The 11,586-nt window shown below is 44.7% G+C and carries 10 protein-coding genes; 1 reads left to right on the top strand and 9 read right to left on the bottom strand.

Annotated elements, in window-relative coordinates; genetic code table 11:
• Window positions 1-199, top strand: a 199-nt coding sequence (locus BC351_RS42885; protein ID WP_208629714.1) for a hypothetical protein, incomplete at its 5' end; no start/stop codon positions are given.
• Here the strand turns inward: BC351_RS42885 and BC351_RS13255 are convergent.
• From BC351_RS13255 to BC351_RS41565, 9 genes are all read right to left on the bottom strand, one after another.
• Window positions 167-1,489 carry an IS4 family transposase gene (locus tag BC351_RS13255; RefSeq protein WP_079412048.1) on the bottom strand — a complete coding sequence of 441 codons (1,323 nt, stop codon included), beginning with the start codon at window positions 1,487-1,489 and terminating at the stop codon, window positions 167-169. The two genes, BC351_RS42885 and BC351_RS13255, sit on opposite strands and share 33 nt — an antisense overlap.
• A 186-nt stretch (window positions 1,490-1,675) precedes the next feature.
• Window positions 1,676-2,320 (bottom strand): beta-phosphoglucomutase, encoded by a 645-nt coding sequence (pgmB, locus tag BC351_RS13250; RefSeq protein ID WP_079412684.1) that lies wholly within the window; start codon window positions 2,318-2,320, stop codon window positions 1,676-1,678.
• A gap of 20 nt (window positions 2,321-2,340) precedes the next feature.
• The gene (locus BC351_RS13245) at window positions 2,341-4,041 is read right to left on the bottom strand and encodes a glycoside hydrolase family 3 protein (RefSeq protein ID WP_079412682.1); all 1,701 of its coding nucleotides are present in this window, start codon (window positions 4,039-4,041) and stop codon (window positions 2,341-2,343) included.
• Between the two features lie 43 nt (window positions 4,042-4,084).
• Window positions 4,085-4,870, bottom strand: a complete 786-nt coding sequence (locus BC351_RS13240) for a tyrosine-protein phosphatase (RefSeq protein WP_079412680.1) — start codon at window positions 4,868-4,870, stop codon at window positions 4,085-4,087.
• Window positions 4,871-4,901: 31 nt separating this feature from the next.
• Window positions 4,902-6,407, bottom strand: a complete 1,506-nt coding sequence (locus tag BC351_RS13235; RefSeq protein WP_079412678.1) for an ABC transporter substrate-binding protein — start codon at window positions 6,405-6,407, stop codon at window positions 4,902-4,904.
• A 66-nt stretch (window positions 6,408-6,473) separates the two neighbouring features.
• Window positions 6,474-8,102, bottom strand: coding sequence for a response regulator (locus BC351_RS13230; RefSeq protein ID WP_079412676.1), 1,629 nt, complete (start codon window positions 8,100-8,102; stop codon window positions 6,474-6,476).
• The gene (locus tag BC351_RS13225; RefSeq protein ID WP_079412674.1) at window positions 8,099-9,850 is read right to left on the bottom strand and encodes a sensor histidine kinase; all 1,752 of its coding nucleotides are present in this window, start codon (window positions 9,848-9,850) and stop codon (window positions 8,099-8,101) included. The genes BC351_RS13230 and BC351_RS13225 overlap by 4 nt, the downstream gene beginning before the upstream one ends.
• 107 nt (window positions 9,851-9,957) lie before the next feature.
• Window positions 9,958-11,226, bottom strand: a complete 1,269-nt coding sequence (locus tag BC351_RS44105) for a metallophosphoesterase family protein (protein WP_341865988.1) — start codon at window positions 11,224-11,226, stop codon at window positions 9,958-9,960.
• A 107-nt stretch (window positions 11,227-11,333) separates the two neighbouring features.
• Window positions 11,334-11,561: a hypothetical protein gene (locus BC351_RS41565; RefSeq protein WP_144028375.1), complete on the bottom strand. Its 228-nt coding sequence runs from the start codon at window positions 11,559-11,561 to the stop codon at window positions 11,334-11,336.
• Window positions 11,562-11,586: the final 25 nt, after the last annotated feature.

Below are 11,586 nucleotides of genomic sequence, written 5' to 3'. Positions count from 1 at the left end.
CAATGTCATTAAGATAAGTTCAAAGACAAAATACGGAATAAAGATGAATCCGAAAACGGCATGGGAAAAATCCCTGTGCCGTTTGTTTTTTATGCAAACAAGGAAAAAAGCGCACAGCAAACAAACGGATGGAATATCCGCTAAAAAAATGGTCTTGTTAAACGATTTATGCTACTCTGTAGACGAAGCTAACAGCTGATTTATAGCGGATTTTGCGCGTATTCTGCTGTCCTGGGCGGATGGGTCGAATCGGCAAAATGTTTTTGTGAATCAACGCTTCAACATCGGGCGGGGGTTCATCATCTTTTGAACGCAGGAAATATCTACAAACGTGAACGGCAACCGTGAAGTTGACTTGGTAGTGGTGCCGTTTATCCATTTGGGAAATGACGACGTGTGAGGTCATCATTTCAGCGAAATTGTACATGATCATTCTTGCGAAAATCTCTTGGATGATGGACTCTTGTTTCTTTGCGTGAAAACTCGTCAATCCGACGGTGTATTTCAACGCTCTGAAAGAGGTTTCAATGCCCCATCGCATGTTATAAATGGACTCCAGTTCATCGGGTGGGAAATCTGCGGCAGAAAGATTCGTGATGACAGTTTCATAGGCGCCACTTGGCAGGACGAAACGAACAACCCGAAAGGAAATCGGGTAATACAAGTTTTCATGCAAATCCAAAAAATCAAATGTTGACTTGGAAGGGATGAACTTGTAAATCTCGGGATGAGCCTTGACCTCTTTGGTTTGTTTTTTTGTGAGTGTCAGATGAACTTCAATATCAAACGAACCGCTAGAGGGCAAACGCAAGCCCGAAAGAATACCATTGGAATCCAAATCCTTTACCCGTATGACGTAGTTCCATCCTTTGCGCTCAATATGCGCGAAATTGTTGTAACTTTCATAGCCTCGATCGGAAATAACAATGATTTTACCTTTGATGGGGGAACGATCAACCATAGCTGCAAGTGCTCTTCCCTCGCTACTCAATCTTCGCGGCTGAACAATGGCATCCACGTAAAGTCTGTTGCAGAGGTCATAGGCTGCGTTCAAATGCAAAAGGTTGTAGCCTTTCGTGTTCGGTTGACTTTGAAAATAGGTGTCCGTGTTGGCAGGGTCCGTTGCGATATGTAAATCCGAACCGTCAATCGCAAGTAATCGATACCCGTGGTAGTCTTTGATATCCGTATGCGATTGAGTAAATTCGTGAAACAGGAATTCCACAGCAGACGGCAGGATTTTATTCCTCTGCTGAACAAAAGCAGAAGTGGTTGCGGTGTTTACATCATAGCCCTGCGACTCCAAGAGTTCCTTATAGATGCTGTTACCGCCCATCGAGATCAGGAGTTGCATAACCGTTTCAAAGGGCAGCTTTTTCTTTCGGGTAAAATCTCTTTCGGGGTTTTTGACATATGGTGCGGGTAGCGCTGACATTTCTCGTATGAGAGATGTCAGCGTTTCTTTTAGCGAATTCGCGTACTCATTCATTGGCGTAACCTCCTCGTTTTTCAAGGGGCTTCGCCACACACTTTCAACTGCTTGTCAAGTTCTTTTTTTCTTTTTCATGCAAAAAAAGAGCGGGCTATCTTTTCAGATAACCTGCTCTTTTTTTGATTTTAACCCTGCGCCTTAACTTAATGACATTGGCCGTCTGCTCCTTCTTTTCATCTTTATTTAACCCTTAAGTACAGCTGTCAGTTCTTCTAAACGATGAAGCCGATAGTCAGCAGCTGCTGAGCTGTTTATTACAATTCCAATGGCAGCTGTCTTCATGCCGGCACGCTTTGCAGCGATAAGGCCAGCCTCAGCGTCTTCAACGACAATACAATATTCAGGATCAATCGCAAGCTTCTGCGCTGCGAGTAGAAATACTTCAGGATCCGGCTTACTGTTGACGATCTCATTACCATCCGCAACCGCTTCAAACAGGTGCTTAAGGCCAAGACGTTCCAGTATGACCGGTGTATTCCGGCTGGATGATCCGATCGCCACTTTAATTCCCTGCTGCTTGCAGACAGCAAGGATATCACGAGAACCAGGTGCCGCATCGGCAGGAGTCAAACGGTCAAGCAGTTCGCGGTAGTAGCCGTTCTTTCGCTCGGCGAGAGCCTCTTTTTCCACGCTTGTATACGTTCTGCCGCTCTTCTCAAGGATAATATCCAAGCTCTCCATCCGGCTAACACCACGTAGTCTGTCGCCCGCAGACTCATCGAATCCTAGGCCTTCTTCGTCTGCCATTCGCTTCCACGCTTTGTAGTGATACTGATCTGTATGTACAAGCACACCGTCCAAATCAAAAATGACAGCAAGTATCGGCATGTTAGAATTTCCCCGTATGCTCACAGACGTGTATCCCAATAGCCGCAGAATGGGTCTACTGGGTTAGTCCCCTTAAAAGAAGAACGTCCCAACAGCTTCTCGATAATCGCATCAACGACATGCTCGGTGGCTGAATACGCATTAATAAATGTCGGTATGCGCGGTACATCCAGCAGATGGTACGGATTAGCCACGGAGATAAACATCGTTGGCAGCTCCTGAATGAACCAAGGCATATCAAGACCAAAAGGAGGTGCCCAGTTAATCCGGACAACGGTTTGGTTGCTATGTGTCTCTATATTGGAGAAGTAGATAGCAGCATCATGCTGATCACGCATCGCCTTCACCCCTGCAAACATCGTTCTGAAATCGACGTTTTTCGGGTCAAAAATGGTGATCTCGAAGCCCTCCGCTTCCAGTTTGGAGATAATGTAAGGCGCAATGTTCGTTGATTTGAACAAGCCATCCTCGCCACCAAGAGAGAACAGAAGAATACGCTTGTGACGCTCTGGACTGATGGGCAGCAATCGCTGCGTGTCCTTCACAAGCGTAACGGATTGATCCGCACATTCCTTAGCCCATCTCAGATGTTCGTCGCATTTCAGTACGGGCAAAGCTTCTTTGCCCGGCACAAGTGTCCCATCCCGCTTCTTCTTATGCAGGCCAAGCGACGCTTTAACACCAAGAATGCGTGTCACCGCTTCATCCACGCGTTCTAAGGACAGGATGCCTTGCTCGATCCCTTTCAACATAAAGGAAAAATCTTCCTCTACGCTTTTATTAAACAAGAACATGTCGCAGCCGGCTGCGATCGAAGCCGGAACGGCTGTCTCACGTTTCATCGCCATCATAAATCCGGCCATAGGCGTAGCATCCGTCGTAATAAGTCCATTGAATCCGAGTTTTCCTCGCAGCAGATCGTTCAGCAGCTCCGGCGCCAAAGTCGCAGGCATAATGTCCGAATCTTTGAGCTCTGGACGAAGCTGCCTGCTATACGCAGGCTGAGCGATATGTCCGACCATTACACTCAAGGCTCCGGCGTCAATACAATCTTGATACACGCTGCCGAACGTAGCGTCCCACTCCTCAACCGATAACGAGTTGATCGACGTTACCAAATGCTGATCGCGTTCATCCACGCCGTCACCTGGGAAATGCTTAATCGATACAGCCATGCCAAGCTCCTGAACCGCAGTTGTATAAGCTTTGCTCATGCGAGCAACACGCTCTGGATCAGAACCAAACGTTCTTACATTGGTGATTGGATTGCGGAAGTTGAAGTCGATATCCACAACTGGCGCGAACGCCCAGTTTGCGCCTACTGCGCTGCCTTCCCGCGCTGCAATGACACCAAGCCTGCGGGCCATTTCCGCATTGTCCGTAGCTGCAACTTGTAATTGCTTGCCGAAAAAAGTACCGTCCACAGCGGAGCCGTTGCCCCCTGCTTCCAGATTGGCCGCAATAAGCAGCGGAATTTCCGATGTATCCTGCAAAAAGCGATGCATCTCCTGAACTTTCTCCCCGGGACCAGGTCGATACAGGATGCCGCCAATCCTCATCTTTTGCGTCAGCTTCGCTAGCTGCTCCTTGTCATCGGTGAATCCGATCGGGCAAAACAGCTGTCCTACCTTGGCAGTAAGATCCATGGCGGCCAAAGTATCCTTGACCCACTCCATCCCCTCATCGTCCAAATGAAAAGGTTTTGCCTGCAAATCAACCATGTATCGTTCCTCATCTCTTATGACTTATTTGGCAATATCACCTTTACTCTAAATAAAAGCTTTTCAATTTCGCGCGCGCCTCAGTCGTCAAGCCAAGCACTTCTTCCATATAACTTTCCATGGTCCCATAGTTCTTTTGGATTTCATTTAGCGCCGTAGTCAAGTATTCCTGCTTTACAGCCATCATTTCCCTAACCTTTGCAAGCTTCTTGTCATCTCCCAGCTTCTCTTGAATCGAGCTAAGCATGTGCTCAATCGCTTCTTTCCGGTTATTATTGCTTCTCAAGAAATCTTCCATGACGGTTTCCATCGGCACTTCTAATGCAAGAAGCAAAATGGCTCCAGCAAATCCCGTTCGGTCTTTACCTGCTGCACAGTGCCAGAGCAGCGGACTGCCTTCTGCCTGCAGCACCAGATCAAAAAATCGACGATAAGCAGCCTGAGCGACTGGATCAGAGACAAACTGTACATAAACGTTTTCCAGCCAATCTCCCTTGAACTCGGCTATGTCCATGTTTTTAATCACGGCAATCATTTCCTGTGGATTGACAACGCCACCCAGAACGGAAATATGAATGTTCTGCGCACCAGCGACGACTGGGTTCGGCTTTGCCTCTTGTTCACCTTCCGAACGGAAATCGCAAACATAACGCAAACCGTTTTCTTGCAAGTAAGCAATATCCTCTTCGTTCATTTCCGCCAGTTCTGCGGAACGAAACAGTAGATTGTGCTTGATTATCCTTCCATCTTTTGTGCGATATCCACCTAAATTACGCAAGTTTGTTCTGCGCTCTATTTCCTCTATTCTTTGCTTGTAGGCAGTTTCCATCTTATCCTCCTAAATTTCTCCAATATTACGCTTATTTCACGTTATTTTCTTTGGCCCACACATCCAACTGTTTTTGCTTTTCGGCAATAATTTTATCGATTCCGGCAGCTTTCAACTCCGAAATGAACTTAGGCAGTTCTTTATCTGGATCGAAGGCACCGTCCTCTAGTCCCAAACGATACTGGCTCACGACATTAGTAACCGCAGCAACCTCTGTCTTCACCGGCGTATTGTCATACGTAAACCCAAGCGCTTTCGATCTGGTTGCACTCTCGTTAAATTTCTTCGTTTCCTGCCATATATTTTTGTCATTACCTTCCCAAACATCCGCAAGGAACGAATTGCCGAACATAAACCCTTGGTTCAAAGCAAAACCTGTATTATTCTCATCCACTCCTGCAGGGTAGCTGATCAAACCATCCTGCTTTTTGACATAATGCTTGCCTTCGATACCCCAAGAGAATAAGTTAACAATATCTTTGCTAGCGTACATCAGATTAAGGAATTGCATAGCTTTCTCGGGGTTTTTGGAACCTTGGGAAATTCCCCACATCACACTATTAACTGTACTTGTGTTGGCTGCTGATGGCGCAAGTTTGACCGCGGTCATTTCAGTTCCAATTATTTTCGACTGCTGTTCAGCAAAACCCGGTTTCATATGCGTAAGATTCCCAACTGCTTTACCTGCTTTAATAATGATGTTTTCACTTTCTTTATTAGTCACAACATCTTTAAGCATGTATCCCGCTTGGTTCCATTTTCGCATGAGTTTCACCATGTTGGCGTATTCGGGAGTCTCGTACCAGTTGACGACTTTCAACTCGCCTTGACCATTATCCAGAAGCACGCCTAAATCATCGCCCAAAGAATCTCTAGTGCTAAACGTACCATATATGGAGGTAGTCCCCTTATTCGTCATAGGAGCAATGCTCGGCTCTTTGTCTTTGAGTGTCTTTAATACACTTTCAAGATCGTCCAATTTCTTCACTTGACTCAAATCTATGTTGTATTTGGTCACCAAATCTTTTCTCATGATAAAGCCGTAATCTTGCGCTAAATCACGAATAGTCGGCACGCCGTAAATTTTACCCTTCACTTTCGGAGCATTCAGAAAAACGGGCCCTAACGATTCTGAAACATCTTTGCCATACTTATTTAGCAAATCATCAAGCGCAAGCAATTGTCCTTTGGCAATATAGCTGGAGTAAAACGCTCCCCACTCCACCATTAAATCGAGCTTTTCACCGCCGGTCATCATCAAGTTCATTTGATTTACATATGCACTGTAGCTGATGGGCAGCAGTTTCACGGTGGCGTTGATTTTCTCTTTGGCAATTTTGTTAATTTCGTCATTCACCAACTGCATGTCTTTCGGAATTGCACCTTTAACTGGGAATGCCACTGTAAGCTCATATGGCGCTTCGGACTTCTTTTCGTCCTGCTTCTTGGAGCTTGCTCCACCATTCTCGGAACCGCAACCCGAAACAATAACCGTCAATGCAACAATTGAACTTAAGAAACTCAATCTTTTCTTCATGGTTATCTCCTTTTATTTGTTGTTCTCCGATACAATTTTCATTATAAGTACCCAGCACAACGGTCACTACTCCGTTTTCGACTTTCCGTTTGTACCATTCCGACCATGCTGCTGTCGATAATCATTCGGGTTCATCCCTGTCACACTTTTGAATCGTTTGGAGAAATGCGCAAGATTCGAGTACCCAACATGCGCGGCGATGCTGCTGATCGACATGCCGCTTTTTGACAACAGCTCCTTGGCCATTCCCATACGCTCCTGAACCAAATATTCAGTGACGGATATACCGGTTTCTTTCTTAAAGATGCGATCCAAATAATCCGGATTCAAATAGACATAATTAGCAATTTCCTCGCGTGAGAGTTCCTGTTCATTCAAGTGAAGAGCAATGTGACTTTTAACACGCTCCGCTACCGACTGCGTTTGTTCAACCGTATTCACGTATTGAAGTGATCTTTCCATGATGTGCTTGATCCATGCCATCGTATCTGTTACAGAACGTGTAGCACGTGGTGCAAGCTCAATCGAAACGGCATCGCTTAACAGCTCTCGTGCCTGAATGCCTTTCAGCATAATGACGTGATACAGCATTTGCAGGAAATCGTGGTGAAATTGATGCAGCACCCTCGCATCCAGTTCTCCTGTCTGCATCATGCTCTCCAAATATCGCTCAGCCTCCGAAAGAACCTTCGTCATTGAACCCTCCTTCAACATGACCGACCATACAGGCAGATCCGGCATTGAAACGTGTTTGGAGGATTGCTTTTTTTCAGATAGCATGAAAACCGTATTGTTATAGGCAACATTGCTTTTCTCGCGATGAGACAGCTCGTGAACCATCGATGGCAGTTCATGAACGTACGCCTTATTCCCGATGTAGCAGGAGATATCACAATAGAAAAACTGTCTGCAGGACGAGATGAAGGCTTCACACTTTTGTTTCAATCGCTCCATCTCAGGTTCAGCTTCTTGATCCCAGGACACGATTGCAAGCAGATTTTGGCTGCCCAGCAACAGTACTTGTCCCTTCTCTTTTTGTTCAACGATCATTTCTTCGGCGCTGTTTTGAATGGCATATTCCAGAATCTTCTCATCTCGCAAACTCAACTCTTTATGATAACGTTGTATGCTGATCAGAATAGGCAAAAACCTCATTTCCTCGGAAAAAGGGATATTGCGATCCTCAGCAGACGCTCGAATAGCTTCAAGGTTTGACGGTATGGTTTCATGCAAAATATCAAGCCAAAATCGTTCAATTAGGATCGGCTGGTGCTGGACCCAGAATTGGCCGTAACGGCTGTATTGCTGAAGTTCGCTCTCTTTATTGATCTTGGCCCCTGCTTTCACAATCACCTCTTCCAGCTGAACAAGCGCTACTGGTTTCAATAAATAATCAAAACAGCCAAGCTGAATGGCTTGCTGCGCAAATTTAAAATCAGCATGACAAGTTAAAAATATCGATTCCGTTTTTGGATAATGCTCCCGTACCCATATCAAGAGTTCTAGGCCGCTGCCTTGCGGCATTTCAATGTCACAAAGCATCATATCGATGGGATGAGTCTCAAAAATCTCCTTCGCTTGCCTAATATTATAAGCCGTGTGGACGGTTGAGACCCCAAACATCTCCCAGCGCAAATCTGATTTGAGTCCTTCCACGAATAAAATTTCATCATCTACAATGAGCATTTGCATCATAATCGTTCTCCTTTCGCCATATCCGGCATAAGTGGCAGTGTAATGATAATGACAGCACCTCCAGAAGCCACGTTGGCAAATGAAATGTCAGATCGGCTCTGGTACAACAGCAGCAACCTTTGTTGAACATTCCAAATGCCGATATGTTCACCTTGTGCACTCGTCATCTGGGTTCCACTGCGAATTTCCTCCAGCACGTCCTCGGGAAAACCAGGCCCCGTATCTTGTATCGTTATTTGGAGAGTGGGGGCTGCAGCCGCATCGTCAAGTTCCATATCAATCGTCAACAGAACCAGTTCGTCCATCGTTACCGCATGCTTGATCGCATTTTCCACAAAAGTTTGTACGACAAGCGGCGGGATCGGGGTACGTAGCAAATAGTCAGGAACCTGAATCGTACACCTTAAATGATTCGGGAAACGCAGCTCCTGAATACGCAAATAATTGCGAACGTGCTGTAATTCTTCTTGTACAGAGACAAAGGTCAAATTACTTCGGAACATATAGCGGAAATAACCAACCAAACATAGCGCCATCTCTTCAATCAGCGCATAATTTTTGGCGCGCGCGAGCGTGTGCATAATATTAAGCGAATTCAAATAAAAGTGCGGATTGATTTGCAGTTGCAGATGCTGGAGCTCCGCCTTTTGCTTGTTCATCTGCTCTTCATAGACATGAATCCGCAATTCTTGAATTTGTGACATCATATTATTAAAGGTTTCATACACAAGTTGAAATTCATCCGATGTCCGAAAGGATTGAATCCGCATATCCAAATTGCCGTCCTTAATTCGTTTCATCGCTGAAAGCAGACGATTGATCGGAAGGAGTACCGTTTTTCGGAGAAGCAGTAAACAGACGGGCAACAGGATGAGAACTCCGACGAGAATGAAATTAACAATGTTTCGGAGGATCGGAAGATTTTTCAGTATTTGCTCATCCGGTATGAGGGCAATCAGATTGAAATTCCCCACAGCCGATTTATCACCGACTACCAAATAACGATGATCGTCTCCGGTTAAATAATAATGTTGCAGATTTTTATTGACATCTAGCCGGTTATTCTTAACAATTTCCGCATTCACCAAAGGCACGCCATCATTTGTCGTAAATAAGGCTGCTCCTTTATCTCCTAGTCCGATAAGATTTAGCGGCATCATTAAATTGTCGAATAAAATCCAGGTACCCACATACGTATTGCTAACCTTGATCGTACGCAACAAATAATATTTTTCTCCAATTTCCTGCACGTACCAACGATTAATCGGTAAATTCGGCGTTGCCTTCCCAGTTTCATCCTCTATAAAGTTTCTGACCGATTCGCGTTCCGCATAACTCGTAACTTCCCGGAAGGCATTCATGTAATATTGATTAGGAGCCGAATAAATAAAAAAGCCGTCCACCGATTTGAAATTCAACATATTTTCGGTAATCCGGTTAGATAGTCTTCTTAATGCGAAGTAGCGATCACTCTCTGAAACTTTGTTCTCAATGCCGGTAAAGTCGGCTTCGGCGATCGTCAAGCCCATTAGATACGATTCTGCGAACCGTAATTGCTCATCGATTTGTCCCATATACAACGACATCATTTTTTTGTTGGAATCAGCGACTTGGCTCCGAACAACGCCAATCGCATAATAGTTGGTATAAATGAGCAGCAAGCTTAACGGTACTGTAATTAGCACCACACCTACGATCAGCTTGAAACGAATGGAATTGAAAGGAATTCGAAAAAAACGGCCTGTCATGCATGCTCCCCCTGTTCATATTGTTCTCTATCATTATTAACGGAATATACGAATAAAAAAAGCCAGCAATCTGCTGGCTTCGCCTATTAACAAGAATAATATATTTATTATAGTGACTGGGTTGCAGAATCACTACTCCGTTGTTGACTTCCCGTTTGTACGATTTCTACCATTTCAGATTTAAATGCCGCACCCTGATCCACATCCTGCTGGGTGCTAACAACCTCAAAAGCCTCGCGCGTAAGCTCCGTATTCATCGTTTCTCCCAAATAAATCATTTCATAACATCCAGGAGCTAATCGTAAATTGAACCTAATTACACCATCTGGCTGGCAGACTGTATTGGTATTTATACTCGCTATTGGCGTTATGAGACTTGTCTCACTAGGTACCGTTCCTCTTGCAAATATCCCAAAAGCATCAGCGCCCACTGAACCTGTATAGGTAACCTGAATGGGTTCCTCTACTTGATAGACCTTCTTATCGAGCTGCATGGTCGGATTGCCTAGGTCCAGATCCGGGTCAACGGCCTTATCGACAACTGGAATTTGCGCAGGGAGCGCTACGACATACTGGGCATCAGGAATCCAAGATTTAGCCAGAAAATCTCTTCCTTTTACAAGCACCTTATCATTGTATACTTCAACAAAGAAGCCCTGCGAACCGGCTTTGCCGATATCGTTATCCGTCCATAAGTATCCTGCAGAAGCACAGTTGAACATCGTCGCATACTTGGCATTGTACATGGTATCTTTGGACCCTAGCTCCCAATGTGTATGCCCGCTAAACAAGATGGACTGCGGGTGTTTAGAGAGTATGGTTTTCAATTCCCTGTCCTGCCTCACCCCATACCAATTAAAATCTTTATTATTGGCAACATTAGCACCGGCTACTGTATTTTTCAAAGGCTGGTGATGGAAAATAAATATTGGCTTATCTCTAGCTTCATTTTCTGAAAGCTTTTCATCCAGCCATTTTAGTTGTGTTTCTGATAAATAAGAAGAATCCTTCAAGCCCTTTTCTGTTCCTAGGAAAATAAAATGATACCCCTTAATCCATAAATCATAATACGGCTTACTCACACCTGTAATTGCCGTGAAACGACTTAGTCGCTGATTAAAATCTGCCCATCTGACATCATGATTGCCTACGGTAACATGCATTGGCGGTAAACTGTCTTTGTGTAAATTCCATATGGACGAAAATGTGTTATACTCGGCAAGTGCGCCGCTGTCTGTGATATCACCAATGTGCATAATGCCGTCGCTATCCGATACAGTTGTGCTAATATCTTGTAAGGCAGAATTGAAGTTTCTGGAATATGTTTCGGTTGGAGAACCTTGAACGTGCGTATCCGTAATAACTTGAAATTTCACAAAGATCAATTCATACTACCCCATTTCAATTCAAGGAAATTTTCTGCTTATTTGCAGCCTAACAAAGGAGATAACCCATGCCCAAACAACGTCAACTCATAGAGCCTTCAGACTTCGAACGAATGAGAGTATTTCAACAACCCATCTCTGTCTTTTTGCAAGGTGAACTGATAGGCGAACATGTCATCATTCAGTCTCATGACGACGAATTCGTATTCAGCACCCATGGAGAGCGGTACGTTAAAGCAAATTGTGAATTTCTTAGTAAAAGATAATTCGACATGATCGTTGCACTCCCTCTTTTCAGTACACAACGAGAAGAAAGGCTGTGCCAATGCACAGCCTCCCACAAGGAATACA

The sequence above is a fragment of the Paenibacillus ferrarius genome, assembly GCF_002027705.1.
Taxonomy (GTDB): Bacteria; Bacillota; Bacilli; order Paenibacillales; family NBRC-103111; genus Paenibacillus_E; species Paenibacillus_E ferrarius.
Note: the sequence above shows the minus strand (reverse complement) of the source record. Positions and strands in the feature narration are given on the sequence as shown.

Excerpts from the sequence above, each read along its gene's own strand:
- BC351_RS13255 (WP_079412048.1), bottom strand. The coding sequence starts at position 1,489 with ATGAATGAGTACGCGAATTCGCTAAAAGAAACGCTGACATCTCTCATA.
- pgmB (WP_079412684.1), bottom strand. The coding sequence starts at position 2,320 with ATGCCGATACTTGCTGTCATTTTTGATTTGGACGGTGTGCTTGTACAT.
- BC351_RS13245 (WP_079412682.1), bottom strand. The coding sequence starts at position 4,041 with ATGGTTGATTTGCAGGCAAAACCTTTTCATTTGGACGATGAGGGGATG.
- BC351_RS13240 (WP_079412680.1), bottom strand. The coding sequence starts at position 4,870 with ATGGAAACTGCCTACAAGCAAAGAATAGAGGAAATAGAGCGCAGAACA.
- BC351_RS13235 (WP_079412678.1), bottom strand. The coding sequence starts at position 6,407 with ATGAAGAAAAGATTGAGTTTCTTAAGTTCAATTGTTGCATTGACGGTT.
- BC351_RS13230 (WP_079412676.1), bottom strand. The coding sequence starts at position 8,102 with ATGATGCAAATGCTCATTGTAGATGATGAAATTTTATTCGTGGAAGGA.
- BC351_RS13225 (WP_079412674.1), bottom strand. The coding sequence starts at position 9,850 with ATGACAGGCCGTTTTTTTCGAATTCCTTTCAATTCCATTCGTTTCAAG.